Here is a 21,482-nt window from a genome sequence, read left to right as displayed (position 1 = left end):
CCCTTGTCCCCCTCTCCTCCCCCTAGGGTAATTCTACAGAAGTGGGTTTGGCAATATGAGGCAGTCCCCAGCCTAATTTTTCGCGGAGAACTTGGAAAAATTCGGGAGGATGGAGGCGAATAAACTTAGCATGATAGGGCGATCGCTTAACTCTCACCTGATATTCAGGAAGAACATAACAACCCCCATTACCATCCACCACCATCACTAACTGATTTGGACTAGCCGGATAAATAATTACGGGTTCGGTTTCCCCATAAATTAAAGCCCGTGAAGCCAGAGAATGGGGACAGATGGGCAGTAATTGCAGCACTTCTACCCCCGGTGTTACCACCGCACCTCCGGCGGATAAGGAATAAGCGGTTGAACCCGTCGGAGTCGAAATAATCACCCCATCGGCGGCAATATCCACCGGAGCATGACGACCAATTTTGATTTCAAAATGGCACATACAGGTCATGGGCTCCCGATGCAGTACCATTTCATTCAAACATAACGCTTCCCACAGCACTTGGTCTGCCTGACACACCTCAACCGCAATCATCGTGCGATTTTCAACAATATAGTTTCCTTCGAGAACTTGTTCTAAGATCAGAGGCAGTTGATTCAGGTAGGTTTCCGTTAAAAATCCCATGTGACCTGTATTCACCGCCAACAAAGGAATGCCTTGAGGGGCCAGTATCCGAGATGCTGAGAGAACTGTACCATCCCCACCGAGAACAATCGCAAACATCATCTCCTGATCAAAATCGGGAGGGGCAATTTTATCAATGGGAGTTCGGTGTAAAGGATGAGGTTGAGTGGCATAACCGAGTATTCCCCCTGTTCCGGGTGCCGTGCAAACCTTCATCCCCCGCCCTTTTAACTTGTCTTTGATCTCGGTCGCAGCACGACAAGCGGCGGGTTTTGCGTCATTGTAAATAATCCCTACTTTTGACACGCGAAGTTTTGTTAAATTGGGTTTAAACAGAATTAGAGTCTGTCTCAGAACCAGGATGGACATCCCAATTCTGATCGGAGACAAAATTTTAACGATGGTTAAAGCATACCCTGTCTTTGGGCGATTGCGTTGAGTTAGAGGGGCTTGAAGGGATTGCTCCTTTTTTTGCGTTTTTTGAGCTTTTCCTGTTCATATTCTAATTCTTTAAGTTTTTTCATAATTCGACTAAAGTATTCTTGCAGATAAGACTCTAAGGTGCTGATTTCCTGGGGATCAATGCCAAAAACTTCATAGGTTTCATCCATTGATGCTTCTAGGGATTGACCATTGGCTAACACTTCCGCAAAAGCCAGACGGTCAGACACATTCCCAGTCCACTGAAACCAACGGGTAACTTGGCGGAATAGACGCAGGATTTCCGTTGGGGTACGGGTAATTTTAGCTTGTTTGTTAGAGAGCCGTTCACACAACGCAATAATATCCTCAGCCGTCCAAGCTTTGGAACCCACTACCGGGAAACTTCTATTTTCAGTTTCAGGGACGGATAAGGCCTTAACTGCAAATTTAGCAATATCTTGGGTATCCATATAGGCAACGGGAGAACTGACCCCCGGAACCCAAACCGCTTGTTGATCTAAAATGGGGATGGCATATTGACCAATTAACCCTTGAAAAAATCCACAAGGTCTTAGAATGGTGTATTTTAAACCGGACTCAGCTAAAAATAGTTCGGTACAGCGCTTGATTTCTAATAAAGGCACTTGAGGATATTTCTCGGCATCCAAAAACGAAAAGAATACAAATCGTTGAACTCCCGCCTGGGCTGCGGCTTGAATTAGAGCCACTTTCCCTTCCCAGTCTACTTGTTTAATCCCTAATGAATCTGTAGGACGGGCGGTTGCAGCATCAATAACGGCTGTTACGCCTTCTAATGCAGCTTTTAAGCTTTCCGGTTCGCATAAATCCCCTGGAACCAGTTCTGCCCCCCATTCCTTTAAAAACGCGGCTCTGCGGTAACTGCGTGCTAAACAACGCACGGTATACCCTTCATCAAGCGCCCGTCGCGCCACCTGTCTCCCCAATGTCCCAGTCGCACCGACAATTAATAAAGTCATGAATATCAGTTTGAAGCTTAAAGTTTATTAAGTATGGTATCAAACATTCTCACATTTTTTTACAAAACTTTACAAAAATTTGAAGGTTGGCCCTGTAGATCCTGTCTTGAACTGTCAAAGGGTTTGATAAGATGTATTGCTGATTGTAACTGTAGAAGTTTGATTCATGTTAGTTTTTGTCAATTTTGCAAAATGTATTGACTGATAATATTTTTGAGTTCTTGAGGAGCTTCTTTGGCAATCGCCGCTCCTAAATCGGGACGGACAACCCACCACCAAACCAGTTTTTCTAAATGATCGGGAGGATTTTCATTAGGACACCATTCGATAGTCCCTTCATTTACACCAATAATATTGGCACAAAGGTCATTGGCTATGGTAACGCGATCATCTAGTTTTTCAAACTGTACGATGTCTTGCCAGCTAATTTCATTGGGAATAAAATTGAGAATTGATTGGATATCTAGTGTCAGCATTAAACAGTACCTCCAAAAGCTATAATAACTCTAATGCCAAAGTCTTGTTGTTCTGCAAAAGATTGAGTGCTCAGCCATCCTCTAACTGTTACACAGTCCGTAGCCGTTAGTTCAGGTTGGACGGAGTTATAGAAATTGGTAATCTCCTGATGAATTGACCCCGTACCGTGTTCGAGTCGCACGAGATTGCCTGTATTGTGTATTGCTTGGGCCCCAAATCTCTGTAAATTTGATGTTGTTTGCCCAACGATATGATGCCACGCTAAACCCGATCCTGCCACCCCCATCGTTTTTTTAAATTCACCAAAGGTTTGAAAGCCTTGCCCGGGTCTTATAGGTGAAATGACTGTTCTTAATGCTAGTTCTCTAGCTAGTCGTCTAGCTATTTCTTGTCTAGTTTGGTCTGTCATTTATATGAATTAGCTTGCACTGCTTTGATTTAATCCTATCATCAGTCATCTCGAACTCGAAAAAGGTTGATCGCGTAGTAAATTTCACCACGTTTCATCTGTTAATCCATCGGCAACTGTTATATCCCAAGCGGAGTCAATTTCACTCTTATGCTTGTCTATAAGATTCTTCTAGGTCTTGGTTTTGTAATAATTCTAAGGCTAATTCAATTACTCGGGAAGGCGATTGGCATCCTTTGGTAATTTTGTAGCTTTCAATAAATTTTACTAGCGATGTTGGTAAGGAAATTAAAATTTCTTTAGCTTGCGCCATTTTAGTAGTTAGTAGTTAGAAATATTGTTATCTAATTATACCATGAGTTGTAAAAAGAGTAAATTTTAGAATGGACAGGGCGATCGCGCTTTTTGGGAAAAGGCGATCGCTAATATTACTATGATAGAACTATGGGGTAACTATCCTACAGCGTCATCCTATCTGCATGATTGGATCGTTCAGGGGTATAGTAAATAAGGCATTTTTCACAATGTCTGGCTGTGTGTTGATGACGACACCAAAGATGTTTGTATAAACACCTATAATTTCGTTAGTTTCTGTGTACTGAATAATCGTGTCTGCAATACCATCTTGATTGACATCAGTAGGAGTGAAGGTAAGAATGTCTATTATTATAATGGCTTTCGTAAAGTGTCATCTGATCACATTTATTATTACTGTGGCGGGGATTGTTGTTGATTTAATTCCTCCTGGGTTACACAACACTCAGGACTAACTTTAACTGATAGAAGGTAAACTCCCATTCTGATTAATTTCATCTCGAATTTGAGACGAAAGTTCAGTCATTTTAATTCCTAGGCGGGGATAACCCAAAAAAGTAGGGTTAACAGGAAATTCCACTATCGAATTATCAGGATTCACTGAAATATTTCGGAATGTGACTGGGTTTTCTTTTTCGGGGCGTACAGCCATCAGAAAATTATCAGGTTGATAAGTCTCACTAGGTTTTTCAGTATTCATATCTGTAGGATCTTCACCCACTATTACTAACCCTTTATATGATTGCCGAAGTTTCATTAGCATGATATAATCGTTGCGATCGCGCACTGTCGGGCAAGTATCGAAGATGACAGCCACCCTGATTCAGCCACCCCAAGAGAAACAAAGTCCCCTTGCGGATCATGTTCTTTTGAAAAATATTAGTTGGCAAACCTATCAATTACTGTTACAAGATTTAGCGGAACAGCCGGGGATTCGCTTAACTTATGACCAAGGTTTACTAGAAATTATGACACCTTTAGATCCCCATGAAGGTAACAAAAAACTATTAGGCCGTTTGGTAGAAACTCTGACTGAAGAATTAAATATTGAAGTGAGGAGTTTGGGTTCGAGAACTTGCCAACGTCAAGATTTAAACAGAGGTTTTGAACCCGATCAATGTTACTATATCCAAAATGAATCTTTAGTCTGGGATAAAGAGCAAATTGACCTGCAACAAGACCCACCACCGGATTTAATTATTGAAATTGATATTACCAGTAGCTCTATTAATCAATTAGAACTTTATAAAGCGTTTCGGGTGCCGGAAGTTTGGCGGTATGATGGAAAAAATATAACATTCTATCAATTAGAAGGAGAATCTTACAGAGAAACTGATAACTCTCCTACTTTTCCCTTTCTTTCTCAAACTGACATTATGCACTTTTTGGAACTCAAGAAAACGACTAGGGAAAATGCTTGGATTGGCTTATTCCGTGAGTGGGTAAAAAGTCAAATTCCAACAGCAAATTGAATCAGTAAGAGGTTGCGGAATGGCGGGTTTACTCAGGGCATCTGAAGAAGGGCTAAAAATCATTGACATGGTAAGGCGCAATCTCGGATGGAATAAAACTGAAGATGCTTGGTGTCTCGCTGCTTTAGTTTTAACAGCTACCTTAAAGCGGTTTTGGGCTAGAATAGGAATTAGACGAGAGAACTTTATCAATATTTGCAAAGCAGTAGAAATAGAAAACTGGGAATACATAGCTGAAGGCTATAAAATTAAGAAAACAGAACCACTTTTAGCCGCCGTGATGCCTGCGGCTGGCTACGCCTACGCAGATATCTCTTTAGACTCTGAAAGTGATAAAAACTTCCCCCTCCCTGAAAATTTACCCCCCGTAAGAAATTGGGTAAATCGCACAAGAGCAAACTTGTCTGAGCCGAATTTCTGTCTATCAAACTTCAGAATATCCCCTATCTTTTGCTGCAATTGCTACTCAAATGCCGGAAGTGAGTCAATATGAACTCAAAGAAAATATTATCCTGGCTCTCAAGCGTCGGCAATTGCTATATTATGATTACCAACGGGAATCCTATCAATTGCATCCCCTAGTCCAAGAAAAAGGCGATCGCTTATTGAATCAAAACCCTGAAAAAAAATGTTAGTATAGCTCATCGTCAAGCTTATAGTTATTATATCAGTATTCCGCTCAAACCTAAATCTGAATGGCAAAATATTGAGGATATTCAGCCCTTAATCAGAGCGCACTATCATGCGTCTCAGGCAGAAGATTTAGACGCAGCAAAGGCGATAATTGCTGAAGTAGGCGAGGTGATTGATTGGGTGCGGGGTTTTATCCAGATATTTGTCACCCACCGAGCATTGCTGACTATCCCAGTTAGACTGTTGACGGTTGAGGAGTCAGAGGAAACAGAGGAAATAAAGGTACAGGCCAAAAACCTATTTTCTCCCACCTCCCCGGCTCCCTCGGCTCCTCCTACTCCCCTATTCTCCGCCTTGGATTTTCAGTAACAGAAAGCCACCACCGAGACCGACGAGAATTAAAGAAAAACAGACAAAGGCGGTTGAGAAGATTTCTCCAGCCATAATATTGCATCTCCATTGATGATAATTAAGGCTTATTGTATCGGATGGGTGACACCGACTATAGTAGTTTGAATGCTAAACTTGATTTATGTCCAATTTTGCTGAACTGGGACGTTTATTTTTTGAGGGGATAGAAGTTTATCCCAATATTGCTTATCGCCGAATCAACGATGTTACGGTTCATCTGGATATCTATAAACCCAGAAACCTAAGAGGAAAAAATAAAACCTTAGTTGCTATTCATGGAGGGGGGTGGATATCAGGAAATAAGGAAGAAATTGTCCCACAATTGATTCCATTTTTAACTCAAGGATGGTCTATAGTTAATGTTGAATATCGTTTAGGGGCTGTAGCTTTAGCTCCGGCGGCGGTTGAAGATGTTTGTTGTGCATTACGTTGGGTTTTTTCCCATGCTGATGAATATCAATTTGACCGTAATAAAATTGTTGTGATTGGCGGTTCCGCCGGAGGACATTTAGCAACTTTATGCAGTATTTTACCAAATTCTGCTGGATTTGATCAAGGGGTCAAAATAAGCGATCATCAAAAACCAGAGGATTTAACTGAATTAAATATTGCAGCGATTATTAATCTATTTGGGATTATGGATGTTAACGATATTCTAAGCGGGATTAATCGCAAAGATTATGCAGTTCTTTGGTTTGGACAACAACCTAATATTGAGGAATTAGCTAATAAAATTTCCCCGATTCATTATGTTCGCTTTGGATTACCCCCTCTGTTAACAATTCATGGGAACCGAGATGAGTTAGTTCCCTATCAACAAGCAGTTAAAATGCACCAAAAGTTAGATGACTTTAGGGTTCCTAATCAATTATTAACCTTAACAGGGGCAGGACATGGCAACTTTTCCCCAGAACAAGCTTATTTAATCTATCAAACTATTCAAGACTTTTTGCAAACTTATCAACTCAGCTAAAAGGAGGAAACCATGAGTCAAACGGTTTGGAATTTACAGGATAAAATTCAATACTCAGACAAGGGGATTTTAAGTTCGGTGATTTGGAAAGATAATATTTGTCAATATACCTTATTTTGTTTAGCAGAAGGAACGGATATTTCTGAACATACCTCTAGTCGAAATGCAACAGTTCAAGTTTTAGAAGGACAAGGAATTTTAACGTTAAATGGCGAAGAAATTCGATTAGAACCCGGAGTTTTTATTTTCATGGCTGCTAACGCTCCCCATGGGTTAAAAGCCGAGTCTAATTTAGCCTTTTTACTGACCCTATCTATCCCAGAAGATCATTAGTATAAACATTTCTAATAAGCACAAAAAAAATAGAGAGGAAAACCGGGTTTCTTCTCTATTTAAGATTCATACAGGATTGATGGGAACCCTTTCCCTTTAGAAGCGGAATTGAGTCCGCAGTGTTCCGACAACAATCGTACTGTTGTCGCTGTTATGATCCGGGTTAGTTACGACATAGAAGCCTGGAGTAATGGCGATGTAGTCGTTGATGGGATAACGATAGAACCCTTCAATATGAATTGAGGTATCTTTATCCTCTAAAGCACTGATATCGTGGCTGGTCACTTGGGGAGGCATACCCACAATTAAACCACCTAAGCCACCTTCTTTGAAGACATCAGGGAATGCCAAGGTGACCGCCCAGTTTATGATGGTTGCGGTATTATTACCACCTTGTTTTTGATCTGCCCAGGTTGAACCAAACCAGCCACCTAACTCAAAGTTTTTGGAGAGACGCCAGTTGGCTTGGAACCCTAAGTTTTCCGTTGTTGTGGAATTGTCACCAAAGGGTCTATTGGCAATCCAGCTACCCGTACCTCCACTGATCAATGATGAAGTAGACGCCATGTCATCAGAGGAGAAGTAGCGGTGGTTATATTCCAAAGAAACACCAATCTTAGGACTGGGGTTAAACAGCAATTGTAGACCTGTGCTGTAACCGCCATTGAACAAGCCACGACCTTGATCAGCGTATTCAGCTTGGCTGGCTAAGTAACCTAAGTTCAGTTTGAATTTGTCATTGAAGGCATATTTCAGAGCCACCCCAGTTCCTTCCGGGCCACGGAAGGTCGTTGGGTTATAGCGACCAAAGCGGGACACGGCACCATCCCCAGAACCACCGAAGGGAGTTACATAGTCATAAATATCATCTAAGTCAAGACCATTGGCCCCGACGTAGACTTGACCTTTGCCATTGGAGACGGGGAAGCGATAGTACAAGTCATCTAAAACAATGCCGTTGTTGACACCATCAATGGCGGTACGACTCATCAAGGTATTGGTGATGTCGTAGTTAGCAAGGTTAGGAATGGATTTAGCTTCTAACCGGGTTCTTAATAAATCTTGTCCAGTAAAGCTGGTATCAAAGTTTAAACGAGCCCGATAGCCGAAATAGGCCTCGGTAGGATCGCTATCTTCGGGGGCAAAGTTACCCACAACGTTGTTAGTCGCCCGATCGCCGGCCGCATCACCCATCCAGAAGATCACTTCCCCACGCAGTTTGGTGGTGGTCGAGAACTGATTCGCTTCTAATTCTGCGGTTCTTGCTTCTAAGGCATAAACGCGACCGCGCAAAGTTGCCAATTCGGCTGCAAACTCTTCTTGTAAGCGTTGCAGGACGGCTAAATCTTCACGGGTGACTAAGTTAGCGACAGAAGCCGCAATCAGTTCGTTAACCCGTTCTAAACAGGCATTTAAACCCGCCGCGAACTCGTAACGGGTCATGGCACGGTTGCCTTTATAGGTGCCATCGGGATAACCCGCGATACAACCGTAGCGTTCAACCAGGGACTGTAAGGCTTGGAAAGCCCAGTCCGTGGGTTGAACGTCAGATAATTGAGAAACCGATGTCACTTGTTCTAGGGCATCAGTGACCTCAGAATACTCATTAATCTGTTCTAAACCTAATCCTTGGGTTTCCGGGGATTCAACCGCTTCCATCTGAGCGACTTGGAACTCAGAAGCTTGAGCAGTTTGTAGCGGTACTGAAGCCTCTGAGGACGCACTCACGAATTCACTCTTCGGGCTGGTGATAGGTTGAGCCGTGGCAACAGTCTGCGGTTCCATCTGAGTCGGAGACTCACCATTGACCAGATTAGTAGGTTCAACGGCAACATCAGCATCAGGAGCCACTGACAGAGCCAGTTGCTCTGCGGATGACTCGGAATTGGCTTGATGTTGCAAATCAGTATTTTGTCCAGACGGGGCAACAGCACGGGCAGCTTCGATGGTGATTGAAGCCGGATCTGCTGCATTTGCCAACTTCTCCGAGGTCGCCTCAGTTGCTAAGGCTGCATTGGTTAAGAGAAGGGCCGCTCCCAGAACGCCCGGACTCTGCTTTAGAGTGTTCAATAAAACTTTGTTCATCATCTCAATTCTCACACCGACACTTAAAATACCTGAAGCAAGGGAGTCCCCAGCTCGATTGAACCAATAGTATCATATCTTAACTAGAGTTTCTCCTGCGTCAAGTAGGTAAACACAAAGTCAAGGTTGATTTTCAACTTAATTCTATCAGTAGAAGCTTGGCTTAGACCGGGTTTCGCTTCTCAACAAGGGGTTGAGAATTGATCCGTCGAATTGCCACAACTGATGGCTTAGGGGGGTCATTGGGTTTCTTAGTGGGCCAGTTCGATCCGACAGGAACCTGACGAGTTTGCATAAACTCTTCTCCCTCGGTAGTTTGCAATGCAAATTGAAGTGTTTTTGTTGCCATATTCTGACGAGTCCGATGTAACTCACCCGGATGTTGAGCCGCCATAAATAGGGTTTTTTGATCCGGGGTAAAAAACGGCCCCGTCATTTCAGATTCCATTGGCCCGATGGCAAATAAAAAGGCTTGACCCGCAGCGTCCCCAGAGGTTGGCAAAAACCAAACGGAATTATTGCCATACACCCCTAATAAATCCTTTCCCTCTAAAGGTTGTTGGTTCTCATCCAAACGACCTTGGGTAACGGGTTGATTGTGTTTACTGGTGGCAATATCCGTTACCATCCATAAATTCCCAGCGGCATCGAGGGCTAAATTATCGGGGTTGGAAAACCCTAACCCCCCTTCAGCGACTTCTCCTCCGGTGGCGAACATTTGCCATCGGAAGGTCATCGCCTGGGGGACATTCCCCTCTTCTACTAAACGCATCACCCATCCGTATTGATAGGGTTTTTCTTGAGCAGGATGTTTAAAAATCTGTAGGTTAGGCCCCCCTGTTTCAGCATTCGCCTCACCGGACGTAAACGCAATAAATAAGGCCCCATCTGGCTCAACTTCTATATCTTCCGGTCGAGCCGTACAGGTTGCTCCAACAGCACTCGCGGCTAAGTGAGCATCAATTAAAATCGCGCCTTGTTGCTCTTCTGAATTTCCGGTATATAAATCGCCAAGGGTTTTAAAGCGTTGCTTAAAGCGTTGAATATCTTCCTTGGTTTTAGCGACAAAACTGCCCCCATCAGGTCGTTGGGGTAAACTAATCACTCCTCCTGCATGAACATCAGGCAGATCGGGATTTACGGTGGTATCAGCTTTTAAAGGAATCCAGCGACCTGTACCATCAGGATTAAATTGAGCCGCGTACAACATCCCCTCGGATAATAACTGGGAATTTTTTTTATCCTGGATATTTTTAACAGTGTTTTTACTGACAAATTTATATAAGTGTCCGCTTTGGCGATCGCATCCTGAATAAAATGCTAAGGGTTGACCCACTACCACCCGCACCCCAACCGCCTCATGGCGATAACGTCCGAGCCAAGTATGTTTTGTCCCATAATCCTGTGGATTCGTGGGATCAACTTCCACAATCCAACCATATTTATTCCCAGCCAGTCCAAAAACATTTCCTAAACCCTCCATTTTTTCTAATATAAAGGGGGTTTCACTGGGATGATAAGCAGTTCCATCGGGATAAACCGCTTCAGGGACATAACTTTGGAAATTTTCTTCCGCACTCAAAACCGTTCCCCAAGGCGTTGTTCCTCCAGCACAATTACTAAAAGTCCCAATAATTTTTTCCCCGAAGGGATCACTGTACCCCTTGCCTTTTTTACGAAATATAGCAACGGCTGGCCCTGTCGCTTTTAAATCATGTTGATCTTTCCACCCTGAGAGTCCGGTAATTCGTCGATCATTTGGGGAATAGGTTCGCACCCAACGGCCATCGGCTTGACGCTGAACAGAAATTACCCCCATCCCTAAATCAATTAATCCTTCTTGGGATAGTTGTACAATTTCCTGTCGTAATAAATCTTTTTCAGGTAATGCAAACGCATTAATTTTTTGATTTTGAGTTAAGGACTGAATTTTTTTAAAAGATAACGGTTTTCCAATGACCTGTTCATAGGTTTCAAACCAAATCCCCGAACTAATATACTCAAAATTAACGGTCAAAAAACCTTCATTTTCTCCGGTTGCTACAAAGGCAACATAATCATTGTTATATCCAAACCGAGAATTTCCTACTTTGTCCCCCCAACTGGCAATAACATCATAAGTAAATCCTTCGGGTAGAACTAAATCATCTACAACTTCATAGGTGCTGTAGGCTTGAATTTGATTGGAGATAGGAGGAACACTGACGAGATGGGTAGATTCAGAGAGGTGAGCCGGATTAACTAAATCATAGGCATTTGGTAATGGCCCTTTCATCGGTTTGAAAGGTAAGGATGGGGAACTTTTGGGGGGCGAAAATGACTCCATCAAAGGTAATTTGGTGGACTTCTGGCAAGATCCGACTGCTACTGTCGTAAAACTGGCAGAAAATAAGAATAGAAAATCACGGCGCTTCAGAGACATAAAACTTTTAAGCGGTATTGATGATTGAGTTGGAGAAGTTTCATGATGATAAATAAGCATAAAATAATAACCCCCATTTTATTGAATAAAAGGGAGGATTTAAAGGGATGCCATCATTCATGGGGATAGTGCTGAACGGTTAATTAAAATTGTTTCAGTTTGTTAATTCAAAACAAATTCAGTTGTCTTCAGACCTGAGAATATCAACCTAATCGATAACCAAACCCCCGAACCGTAATAATATATTCGGGTTTGCTAGGATTTAGTTCTAATTTTTCTCGTAACCAACGAATATGAACATCAACGGTTTTACTATCTCCAATAAAATCCTGTCCCCAGATAATATCTAATAATTGTTCTCGTGACCAAACTCGCCGGGGATAACTCATGAAAAGTTCTAGTAACCGAAACTGTTTCGGGGACAGTTTAATCTCTTCGCCCCGTAGCAAAACGCGGCATTCTTCTGGATACAGGATAACTTCTTTATATTGCAACATAACGGGTGCAGGGAGTTGACCGAGGCGTTGACGACGCATTAACGCCCGACAACGGGCCATAAATTCCCGAATTCCAAAGGGTTTAGTCAGATAGTCATCGGCACCTGCTTCTAAATAAAAAGCCGAATTATTGGCACTTTCCCGCAACCCAATAATTAAAATCGGGACTGAATTTCCTTGATGTCGTAACATACGACACAGATCTAACCCATTAATCGAGTCCATGATTAAAAGGTTAAAGGGAAATTCGCTGATGGCAGAAGTCGGGTTTTGGATTGAGGGCAGAGCATCTCGCCCATCCAAAGCCACGATGACACGATAACCTTGTTCTTCTAACGCCAGGGAAAGCATCTCCCGCCAAGGCTGTTCGTTTTCTAACAGTAAAATTTGACCATTGTTTCTGACATCGGAACGGGAAGCACTCTCGCTTAATTCAGGAGAAAACATAAAAAAATTTTGTTGTGTTGGATGATAACAGAGTAGGGAAAGCAGCAATTAAGGGTCGCTGCTCATCATTCGGCATTCTGAGGAGTTAGCCGAGTGTTAACCATCCAACATAAATATGTTCTCCGTTGCGAATTCCTTCACAGAGGGAATCCCGGTATTGAACTGCTACAACAAATCCTACCCCGGGCTTGGTGGGGGGGTCGTCAGACTCATCCTGATTGGGCTTCGGTTCTAGGTTTTTAAGCATTGTTCACGCTCAATTTGCCTGGTTGTTTGGAATCTGAATTAGTGGAGATGGCTTTTATCGTATTAGGAGAAGGTTAACACAAGGTAAAGCTTGGGTAATCTTTCGGTTAAATTATTCTAATCAGATGAAAATTTGAAAAGGATAGGGATTGATATAGATTGATCCCTCAATTCGCGGGATTATCGTCGCTCTGTCTTGGTATCCAAACCGATAGATTAAATCGCTACAATAAAAGAGATTGATTTTAACTTAACTTAACATAATGTTACTGCATCTAAGCACTTGGCAAGAAGTCGAAACTTACCTGACCCATTCTTCAGGTATTATTATTCCCATTGGTTCTACAGAACAACATGGCCCAACGGGATTGATCGGGACGGATGCGATTTGCGCCGAAGCCATCGCCAAAGGAGTTGGAGAAGCTACCCAAGCTTTAGTTAGCCCCACTATCAACGTCGGTATGGCGTTACACCACACCGCCTTTCCAGGCACAATCAGCCTTAGACCAACCACCTTAATTCAGGTAATCAAAGATTATATCACAAGTTTAACGAAAGTAGGGTTTACTCACTACTTTTTTATTAACGGACATGGAGGCAATATTGCCACACTGAAAGCCGCTTTTTCGGAAACTTACGCTCATGTTGGAGATATCAATTTACCTAAAGCTGATCAAGTCAAATGTCAAGTGGGAAATTGGTTTATGTGTAGCTCCGTTTATAAATTAGCAAAAGAGTTATATGGAGATCAAGAAGGTTCCCATGCTACACCCAGCGAAGTCGCTTTAACCCAATATATTTATCCTGATGCGATTAAGCAAGCCCCCCTGACACCGGACGTCGCCAAAGGATATCCTATTTATGGTGCACAGGATTTTCGTCAACATTATCCCGATGGTCGCATGGGGTCTAATCCTGCGTTAGCCACTCCAGAACACGGTCAACAATTTTATGAATTAGCCGTTAAAGAATTGAGTCAAAGCTATTTAGAGTTTTTACATTAGAGGAGAATAGGGAATCAGAAAAATTCATGAGCTACCCGATGATTGTTAGCCAATATTGTTCCTGATTCCCTATTTCCTTTAACTCGGTTGAGGTTGAGGTAATTCGATATTCTCAGGTGGAATAATAGGTGGTGCTTGAAAGACATCTCTTAAGGCTTGTTCTAAGGTGGGTCGCATCACAATTCGATTTTCACTGGCTACAATTACTCGCACTAACGTCGGTAAACTATTTTCAGTTGCTTCTAAATATAAAGGTTCAACATAAAGCAAAGATTGTTCAATGGGAATCACTAATAAATTTCCTTGAATGACCCGTGATCCTTGACGATTCCAAAGAGAAATTTGTTCGGAAATATCCGGTTCTTGGTTAATTAAAGCTTCAACTTGTTCCGGGCCAAAAATTAAGCGTTGTTTCGGGAAACGATATAACAGTAAATGACCATAATTTTCTAAATCCGAACGTGCGGCTAACCACGCAACTAAATTATTGCGACTGGCGGGAGTAAAGGGGTGAAGGAGGATAAATTCTTCAGATCTTTCTGTTGGTAATCGCATAATTAAATAATAAGGTTCAACCGCTTGTCGTTGATCTCCATAAATTTCAACGGGAACCCGCCAGAGGTCTTCTCGATTATAAAAAACAATGGGATCACTCATGTGATAAGTTAATAAATGTTGAGATTGAATTGTAAATAAATCCACCGGATAACGAATATGCTGGCGAAGCATAATTGGCATTTCTTCAATGGGATGGAATAAATTAGGAAAAACTCTTCTGAGTGTCGATATTATTGGATCTTGAGTTTGTTCTAAATAATAAAATTTAATTTTTCCATTATAAGCATCTACAATAATTTTAACGGAATTACGAATATAATTAAATCCGGCTTCTTCGGGGTCAGAATAGGGATAAAAATTACTGGTTGTATAGGCATCAATCATCCAATATAAATAGTTGTGATCAGTGGATGGAGCTTGAGGATCTGATTCAGAATCCTCGAAATCCGCATCTGCAACCACTAAATAGGGATTACTATCATAATGGAGAAAAGGTGCGATCGCTTTAACTCGATCTAAAATATTACGTCGGAAAAGGAATTTAGTTTCTGAGGTAAAGTTATCGGTAAATAACATTTGCCAATTTTTTAAATAATAAGCAAATAACCAGCGTTTCCATCCAGTTCCAATGACAATTCCGCCTTCTCCATCATAGGTGTTATAAACATTCTCATTTCCCAGGGGAAAATCAAGTTCTTTAACTTGGGTTGAAGTCATGATTTGAGTATTGGTCAGTAACCCATAATAAATTCGAGGTTTACCAATAGGAATAAGATTGCGAATTCGGGGAGAAACTTGTAAAGTTGTATCTTCATCTAATTCTGGATCAGCACCAATATCTTTAACAAAATATTCAGGAAGTCCGCCATTGGCGACGGTATTAACGGGAGATAAAGTAAATCCATAACCATGAGTATAAACTAAATGTTTATTGACCCAAGTTTTAGCTTTTTCGGGAACTAATTCATAATTTAATTCACGGGGGGAAATTAGTACCTGTTGTTTTTGTAAATTAGTGCTTAATTCTCCTGAAGCAGTTTGATTAAAGATAGAATAGCGATCATAATCTGCATCAGAAAATTCATAATAGAGACGAATTTGTTGTAATTGACGATTAGTTTGTAATAAAGGTCGTTTATCCCAAAGACGAATATTATCAATGGTTAAGTTATTATTTCTAATATCGGTGTAGGTTAGTTGAGCATTTGGATCAAAAGTTTCAACCTTAATTTTATCTAAATTAAATCCTTTACGGGTATATTCAATACTTCGTTGAATATAAGGGAATTCCCGCTCTAGTTCGTTAGGTTGAACAATCAATCGTTGAACTAAACCCGGTATAAAACCTGTGACTATAATTGCAATTCCTAAATACCAAGTAAAAATAGCTCTTAAAGAATAGCTATCAGCAAATAGTTTATCCCTCGCTGAGTTAGAACGTTTTTTAAAACGATATAATTTAGTATATCTTAATAGTATTTCAATATAAGGTCGAATTCTTTTCACAGAAAATGCAGCTTGCCATAACATAAAAATAGCAATAATTAAAGCAAGTATAGATAATAGCAAATAACCCGGCTTTAATATGTTGACATCGGTATAGCCAGCCCCAAAAATTACGCCGTCACTTGAATATAAAAGTTCATAACGAGCTAACCAATAGCGCATTGCACTATTGAGCATTAACAGTCCACCTAATCCATGAAGATGACGTTGCTGAGGTTGTGAAAAACTAGGAAAACGTCCTTTACTCAGACTATTCCCTGAAAGTAAATAGATTAAACTACAACTAATAAAACTAACTAAAAATAATCCCATTAACCAAAATTCTAAAAGATGAACAATGGGTAAATTAAAGACATAAAAGCTTAAATCTCTTCCTAATAAGTTTTCTGTTTGGTTAAATGAAGTTGGATTAAAATATTGTAGAACGTTTGCCCAATGGCTCGACAAGACCAAGCTAAACCCAAAACTAAAGATTAAAGCTAATAAACTAAAAACAATTAAAGGTTTCCATAAAATAGAAATCATCAAAGTTAATAAAACAGGAAGTTTCCAAGTATAAGCTTGAAAATTTTTAATCCAATTCTCAATAATTTGAGGTTCAAACTGAGCCGGGAGGTTGGAAAATAGCGGTTGACTGGAATCCCAATGCCAATAACTAATAAAAATCTGGCTATAGTGGATAACAATTAAACCCAAGAAAAAAGATAAACTCAGAATAAAGAATAAAAGAGAAGGTAATCCTAATGCAAATTTAGATAAGTTTTCATTAGAAATATCGAAAATATTAACCGGGGGTTTTCTTTGTAAATGTTCGGGTAAATATTGATAACGTCGGGCAATTATTATATTTCCCCCCAACCAAACTGCGGTAATACATAAACCTAATACAGCTAACCCAATTTCTGTGACTAATCGTTGTTTGAAAACCGATAAATAACCGACTTCCTCAAACCAGAAGAATTCAGCCATAAATTTAGCACTGAGATCGAGAATAAATCCCAGTCCTAATACCCCTAAACCTATTTTAAAAACTTGATTTTTTGTTACCATGTAGCTAAAGTTTGGCAGGATAAAATAATAAGTTCTATTTTAACCTGTTATAGTTTAGAAACGGATGGACAATGAGCCAAATACCATCGCCAAGGTAGCTCCTGTCCTTGAGAAAGTCCAATGCGTGTGGTTTGGATAATAGCATTGGGCTGTTGTTCTAAACTCTGTTGAAAAGGTGAAGTTCGATGTTCTAACCATAACCCTTGGTCAGGATGAAGCGGTAAACCATTAAACTGAGTATTAATATCCAATAGGCGACACAATTTCCCAGGGCCAGAAGCTAAACGAATTCTTTGTTTTGGGGTTAAAGGTTGGGTTTGTTCTAGGGTCGCTAGAATAGAAATCGGAAGAGACTCTACCTGCAAAGCTCGAATTAAAACGGCGCTGGGAACGCCCTCTAAATCGGTAACAATATTTAAGCAGCAATACATCCCATAAATAAAATAAACATAACTAATTCCTGCTGGGCCAAACATCACTGCATTTCGAGGGGTTCGACGACGATAGGCGTGACAAGCGGGGTCATTGAGTCCATAGGCTTCTGTTTCCACAATTAAACCTCGAATTTGTTCTCCAGTGGGGAGTTGTCGCACCAAAGTACACCCCAATAATTGAGGTGCAACCTGAGTTGATGGATACTCCAACTCAGATGGGTCTACAATCAAAGGCGTTCGAGTTGAGTTCATAACCGACAATGGATATTAAATTTGTCTTAGCCGCATTAACGGTATTATTTACCCTTTCCTGCCTGTTCTTTGGAACCAAAAACGGTTTCTATGATACTGATAACTATCACGGGAATGGTTCAGCCCATTAATTAGAGTCCGGGGTGAGGTCAAGACTATTTGACTAGGGTTTGACCTCTCCCCCTAACCCCTCTCCTGCAAGGCGAGGGGAGAAAGATCACACCCCCATTCCCTCGCAGGGAAGGGGGGCTGGGGGGGTTAGGTCACTCATCATCGCCCCTGATAGCAACTTAAACCTGCTCCCCTTTCAATTGTTAACGCAAGAAAACGGACGATTATTAATAGAAGATTACAGCATCAGTTATTGAAGTGTGGGGCGAGAAATCTTGCGGAAAACTATTGTTTGCTACTCACGGGTTATTTGTTGGGCAGAAACAACAGCAAAATTATCATCATTTAATTCATGATTTGCTGACCTGTCCTGAAGGGGAAGAAATCAACCTGTTAAAAGCCCATCAAGATTTATGGAATAAAGAGTTATTAGGGTTAATGGGACTTTATGCAGATTTAGCAATAGAAAATGATCGGCAAAATAACGGTAATTTCTTAAATTATTTTGCCAATCTCATCGAACCTCAAATCAATCCTTGAAATATCCTAATAAAATTATGATACAAACTGAACATAAAACCCAAATTCAATCCCTCTCCTTAGAGGAGTTTTTAACCCAACCGGAAACCAAACCCGTCCAAGAATATATTAACGGAGTTGTTTATCAAAAACCAATGCCAAAAGGAAAACATAGTCGTATTCAAAAACGTCTCATTGATGCCATTAGCGAAGTTGGTGAAGTGAAAAAGTTAGCTTGTGCTTTCCCTGAGTTACGGTGTACTTTTGGTGGACGTTCCATTGTTCCTGATATTGTTGTTTTTGAATGGCAAAATATCCCTTTAGATGAACAAGGGGAAATTGCCAATGATGTTACGATTGCCCCAGATTGGACAATTGAAATATTATCGCCAGAACAAAACACAACCCGTGTGATTAATAATATTTTATTTTGTTTAAAGCATCAAACCCAACTCGGTTGGTTAATTGACCCGCAAGAACGATTAGTATTAGTTTTTAAACCCAAACAAGAACCGGAAGTCTTTGAAGGAGAACAAATTTTACCCATTTTGGATAGATTAAAAAATTATCAGTTATCCGTTAATCAATTATTCAGTTGGTTAAGCTTTTAAATTTTCCTCAACAATTAATTAATAGACAATCCTTAAATATTGGCTACCCATCATGACAGGGCCAAGGCTAATCAATTTCCCCAGGAACCCTTATCACGCTTCCCATCGCCTCAAACCCTCTTCCTCTAAGCAACTGAACCATTAGACTAGCATCTGGACACTTTATGTGGCACACTTATTGACTAAGATTAAATCTGGCAGTAAAAATCCAGTGGCTAGGATATTTCCCGCAGCCCTGCAAAGGATCTGAACATAAGGTGTGTGTAGTGAACGAGGACGAAAAAATTGCTTATGTCCCAATGAAAGGTGTTGTGCATAGAGCGGGGCGAGTGAGTCGCTGGCGGTTTGCCAATAGCCAATTATCCCTCAAACTCAATTTGCTCAGTACATTAGTCCGCAGGGATTTAGAGGCACGATACAAAGGTTCGATTCTCGGCAACCTATGGCCTCTATTAAATCAGTTATCCCAATTGCTGATTTATACCTATGTTTTTTCGATTGTTCTGAAGGTCAAACTCAATCTTGAAGGATTTCCCGATAATGAATTAGCCTTTGGACTGTGGCTGTTTGCGGGGTTAATTCCTTGGTTTGCCTTTACCAACGGCTTAACTCAAGCGGCTGCATCAGTGGTGGGACAACCCAATTTAGTCAAAAAGGTGGTTTTTCCCCTGGGACTATTACCCCTTGTCCCCATTTTTTCAGCCTTTATTGAAAGTTCCTTTGGCTTAATTGCCTTAATTGTGCTAACTGCCTTGTCTGCTCAAATCCTGCATAGTACCATCTGGTTACTGCCGTTGGTTTGGATACCCCAAGTTCTATTAACGGCGGGATTAGGCTATCTAACGGCGGGACTGACTGTATTTTTGCGGGATATTCCCCAAAGTTTAAGCGTAATTCTCAATCTGTGGTTTTATGTCACGCCGATTTTATATCCCGTGAGTAAAGTTCCTGAATCGTGGCAAGTTTGGATTGTTTGGTGCAATCCGATTACTGGACTTTCAGAAGCTTATCGAGATTTAGTTTTAGTCGGGGAAATGAAACATTGGGGAGAATTAGCCGTGTCCTCAATGATTGCTGTGGTTATTTTTTATGGAGGCTTATGGGTTTATAGGCGGTTGCGTCCAGCATTTGCTGACGTTTTATAACGGTGACAGTTCCTCACACACGCACAAGGTATTTCTCAACCAATACACAAACTGATCACTGATAAACCGGGAAATCAACACAGAATGACCGAAATTGCTATATCTGTTAATCATGTTTCTAAATGCTTCAAACGTTATCGCCATCCGGTTGATCGATTGAAGGAAGTTTTTATGCCCAGTCAAAGTTTGGCGCATAATTTTTGGGCATTACGCGATATTAATTTACAAGTTTGGAAAGGTCAAACTCTGGGTGTTGTTGGGCGCAATGGTTCGGGAAAAAGCACCCTATTACAAATTATTGTCGGAACTTTAACCCCAACTCAAGGGGATGTGGAAGTCAACGGCCGAGTTTCGGCTTTATTAGAATTGGGTAGTGGGTTTAATCCTGAATTTACCGGACGTCAAAATGTCTTTTTTAATGGTCAATTATTGGGATTAAAAACCCAGGAAATAGAAGATAAATTTGATGATATTGTGGCTTTTGCTGATATTGGAGATTTTATTGATCAACCCGTCAAAACCTATTCCAGTGGAATGTATGTCCGTTTAGGATTTGCGGTGGCAACCAGTGTTAATCCTGATATTTTAATTGTGGATGAAGCTTTATCTGTCGGGGATGAAGCCTTTCAACGTAAGTGTTTTAGTCGAATTCATGAAATTAAAGATCGAGGCGGAACCATTTTATTTGTTTCCCATTCTGCCCCTTCAATTATTCAACTCTGTGACTCGGCTTTATTAATGGATCGGGGAGAATTATTACTCGAACATACGCCTAAAATGATCATTTCTAAATATCAAAAAATGATCTATGCCGATGCGGATCAAATGGCCATGATTCGAGAGGAAATTCAACAATTAAGTCATCAACCTTCCCAACCTCCTGAAACGCTTTCGCCACCTCCTAAACCGAATAACTTCCATCCTGAAAACCCAGCCTCTCCTTCTTTATCTTCCTGGGAACCGAAAAATGGGCATTATAAAGATTATTTTGATCCGAAATTAGTTCCTGATCATCCGATTAAATATCCTTCTCGTGGGGCTGAAATTATAGACCCCCATATTACAACTTTATCGGGGGAAATTGTTAATCATTTAATTGCTCGGAATAGCTATATTTACACCTATTCGGTTAGATTTGATAAACCCGCTTCTCATGTGCGGTTTGGAATGTTAATTAAAACCGTAAGCGGGTTTGAATTGGCGGGAGCTTCCTTTTTAGCAACTTCTCAATCAATTAAACACATTGAAGCGGGGACTGTAATTGCAATCAAATTTAAGTTTGAATGTCAATTATCCCCGGATGTTTATTTCCTAAATGCAGGAGTTTCGGGTATTGTAGATAGCGAATTTACTTATTTAGATCGCTGTATTGATGTGGGGATGTTTCGGGTTCAACCCTATGAAGAATCTTGTAGCACCGGAGTGGTAGACTTATTGATCGAACCCAGTTTAAAAGTTAAGTCCGGTCAAGTGAAGCAGCAATCTGAACTAGAATGTCTTTAAACTCAGGTAAACTA

At 40.9% G+C, this 21,482-nt stretch carries 24 protein-coding genes; 12 read left to right on the top strand and 12 right to left on the bottom strand.

What is annotated here, in order from left to right:
• Nucleotides 1-22 precede the first annotated feature (22 nt).
• The 6 genes from IQ236_RS12570 to IQ236_RS12545 form a co-directional block, all read right to left on the bottom strand.
• Nucleotides 23-940: an NAD(+) kinase gene (locus IQ236_RS12570; RefSeq protein ID WP_072718798.1), complete on the bottom strand. Its 918-nt coding sequence runs from the start codon at nt 938-940 to the stop codon at nt 23-25.
• Nucleotides 941-1,074: 134 nt separating this feature from the next.
• Entirely contained in the window at nt 1,075-2,055 is a 981-nt protein-coding gene (locus tag IQ236_RS12565) for an SDR family oxidoreductase (protein WP_193869567.1), read from the bottom strand.
• Between the two features lie 179 nt (nt 2,056-2,234).
• A complete protein-coding gene (locus tag IQ236_RS12560; protein ID WP_193869566.1) occupies nt 2,235-2,531 on the bottom strand; it encodes a hypothetical protein in 297 nt (98 codons plus the stop codon).
• Nucleotides 2,531-2,941: a hypothetical protein gene (locus IQ236_RS12555; RefSeq protein WP_193869565.1), complete on the bottom strand. Its 411-nt coding sequence runs from the start codon at nt 2,939-2,941 to the stop codon at nt 2,531-2,533. The genes IQ236_RS12560 and IQ236_RS12555 overlap by 1 nt, the downstream gene beginning before the upstream one ends.
• Nucleotides 2,942-3,089: 148 nt before the next feature.
• On the bottom strand, nt 3,090-3,254 hold the full coding sequence (locus IQ236_RS12550) for a CopG family transcriptional regulator (RefSeq protein WP_228041589.1): 165 nt from the start codon (nt 3,252-3,254) through the stop codon (nt 3,090-3,092).
• Nucleotides 3,255-3,713: 459 nt separating this feature from the next.
• Nucleotides 3,714-4,013 carry a hypothetical protein gene (locus IQ236_RS12545; RefSeq protein WP_228041588.1) on the bottom strand — a complete coding sequence of 100 codons (300 nt, stop codon included), beginning with the start codon at nt 4,011-4,013 and terminating at the stop codon, nt 3,714-3,716.
• Nucleotides 4,014-4,062: 49 nt separating this feature from the next.
• Between IQ236_RS12545 and IQ236_RS12540 the strand changes: the two genes are divergently transcribed.
• Genes IQ236_RS12540 through IQ236_RS27735 form a run of 3 tightly spaced genes read left to right on the top strand, consistent with a single transcriptional unit; the run spans nt 4,063 to nt 5,363 of the window.
• Nucleotides 4,063-4,728 (top strand): Uma2 family endonuclease, encoded by a 666-nt coding sequence (locus IQ236_RS12540; protein ID WP_193869563.1) that lies wholly within the window; start codon nt 4,063-4,065, stop codon nt 4,726-4,728.
• A 19-nt stretch (nt 4,729-4,747) separates the two neighbouring features.
• Nucleotides 4,748-5,221, top strand: coding sequence for a hypothetical protein (locus tag IQ236_RS27740; protein WP_228041587.1), 474 nt, complete (start codon nt 4,748-4,750; stop codon nt 5,219-5,221).
• Nucleotides 5,199-5,363: a hypothetical protein gene (locus tag IQ236_RS27735; protein ID WP_228041586.1), complete on the top strand. Its 165-nt coding sequence runs from the start codon at nt 5,199-5,201 to the stop codon at nt 5,361-5,363. Before IQ236_RS27740 ends, IQ236_RS27735 begins: the two co-directional genes overlap by 23 nt.
• 340 nt (nt 5,364-5,703) lie before the next feature.
• Here the strand turns inward: IQ236_RS27735 and petM are convergent, their stop codons facing one another.
• A complete protein-coding gene (gene petM / locus IQ236_RS12530) occupies nt 5,704-5,805 on the bottom strand; it encodes a cytochrome b6-f complex subunit PetM (protein WP_193869562.1) in 102 nt (33 codons plus the stop codon).
• Between the two features lie 88 nt (nt 5,806-5,893).
• Between petM and IQ236_RS12525 the strand changes: the two genes are divergently transcribed.
• The gene (locus IQ236_RS12525; RefSeq protein WP_193869561.1) at nt 5,894-6,745 is read left to right on the top strand and encodes an alpha/beta hydrolase; all 852 of its coding nucleotides are present in this window, start codon (nt 5,894-5,896) and stop codon (nt 6,743-6,745) included.
• A 12-nt stretch (nt 6,746-6,757) separates the two neighbouring features.
• Nucleotides 6,758-7,078: a cupin domain-containing protein gene (locus IQ236_RS12520; RefSeq protein WP_193869560.1), complete on the top strand. Its 321-nt coding sequence runs from the start codon at nt 6,758-6,760 to the stop codon at nt 7,076-7,078.
• Between the two features lie 96 nt (nt 7,079-7,174).
• Here the strand turns inward: IQ236_RS12520 and IQ236_RS12515 are convergent, their stop codons facing one another.
• The 3 genes from IQ236_RS12515 to IQ236_RS12505 form a co-directional block, all read right to left on the bottom strand.
• A complete protein-coding gene (locus IQ236_RS12515; protein ID WP_193869573.1) occupies nt 7,175-9,163 on the bottom strand; it encodes an iron uptake porin in 1,989 nt (662 codons plus the stop codon).
• A 163-nt stretch (nt 9,164-9,326) separates the two neighbouring features.
• Nucleotides 9,327-11,645, bottom strand: a complete 2,319-nt coding sequence (locus tag IQ236_RS12510; RefSeq protein WP_228041585.1) for a PhoX family protein — start codon at nt 11,643-11,645, stop codon at nt 9,327-9,329.
• 143 nt (nt 11,646-11,788) lie between these two features.
• Entirely contained in the window at nt 11,789-12,529 is a 741-nt protein-coding gene (locus IQ236_RS12505; RefSeq protein ID WP_193869559.1) for a winged helix-turn-helix domain-containing protein, read from the bottom strand.
• A gap of 509 nt (nt 12,530-13,038) precedes the next feature.
• Here IQ236_RS12505 and IQ236_RS12500 point away from each other — a divergent pair.
• Nucleotides 13,039-13,779: a creatininase family protein gene (locus tag IQ236_RS12500; RefSeq protein WP_190515769.1), complete on the top strand. Its 741-nt coding sequence runs from the start codon at nt 13,039-13,041 to the stop codon at nt 13,777-13,779.
• Between the two features lie 78 nt (nt 13,780-13,857).
• On the opposite strand, the gene IQ236_RS12495 is transcribed toward IQ236_RS12500, so the two are convergent.
• Both IQ236_RS12495 and IQ236_RS12490 read right to left on the bottom strand, forming a co-directional pair.
• The gene (locus tag IQ236_RS12495; protein ID WP_193869558.1) at nt 13,858-16,893 is read right to left on the bottom strand and encodes a UPF0182 family protein; all 3,036 of its coding nucleotides are present in this window, start codon (nt 16,891-16,893) and stop codon (nt 13,858-13,860) included.
• Nucleotides 16,894-16,940: 47 nt separating this feature from the next.
• On the bottom strand, nt 16,941-17,579 hold the full coding sequence (locus tag IQ236_RS12490; protein ID WP_193869557.1) for a DNA-3-methyladenine glycosylase: 639 nt from the start codon (nt 17,577-17,579) through the stop codon (nt 16,941-16,943).
• An 8-nt stretch (nt 17,580-17,587) separates the two neighbouring features.
• Between IQ236_RS12490 and IQ236_RS28035 the strand changes: the two genes are divergently transcribed.
• The 6 genes from IQ236_RS28035 (at nt 17,588) to IQ236_RS12465 (ending at nt 21,468) form a co-directional block, all read left to right on the top strand.
• Complete coding sequence (locus IQ236_RS28035; protein WP_265578685.1) at nt 17,588-17,710, top strand: hypothetical protein; 123 nt, start codon at nt 17,588-17,590, stop codon at nt 17,708-17,710.
• Between the two features lie 39 nt (nt 17,711-17,749).
• Nucleotides 17,750-17,947, top strand: coding sequence for a CHAT domain-containing protein (locus IQ236_RS28325; protein WP_193869556.1), 198 nt, complete (start codon nt 17,750-17,752; stop codon nt 17,945-17,947).
• Nucleotides 17,948-17,978: 31 nt separating this feature from the next.
• Nucleotides 17,979-18,230: a hypothetical protein gene (locus tag IQ236_RS12480; protein ID WP_193869555.1), complete on the top strand. Its 252-nt coding sequence runs from the start codon at nt 17,979-17,981 to the stop codon at nt 18,228-18,230.
• A gap of 17 nt (nt 18,231-18,247) precedes the next feature.
• Complete coding sequence (locus IQ236_RS12475) at nt 18,248-18,820, top strand: Uma2 family endonuclease (RefSeq protein ID WP_193869554.1); 573 nt, start codon at nt 18,248-18,250, stop codon at nt 18,818-18,820.
• Between the two features lie 299 nt (nt 18,821-19,119).
• Entirely contained in the window at nt 19,120-19,965 is an 846-nt protein-coding gene (locus IQ236_RS12470) for an ABC transporter permease (RefSeq protein WP_193869571.1), read from the top strand.
• 84 nt (nt 19,966-20,049) lie between these two features.
• A complete protein-coding gene (locus IQ236_RS12465) occupies nt 20,050-21,468 on the top strand; it encodes an ABC transporter ATP-binding protein (RefSeq protein ID WP_193869553.1) in 1,419 nt (472 codons plus the stop codon).
• Nucleotides 21,469-21,482 lie beyond the last annotated feature (14 nt).

This window comes from Planktothrix mougeotii LEGE 06226 (genome assembly GCF_015207485.1).
Taxonomy (GTDB): domain Bacteria; phylum Cyanobacteriota; class Cyanobacteriia; order Cyanobacteriales; family Microcoleaceae; genus Planktothrix.
The sequence above is the reverse complement of the archived record's forward strand: the minus strand, read 5'-3'. Positions and strand labels throughout refer to the sequence as shown.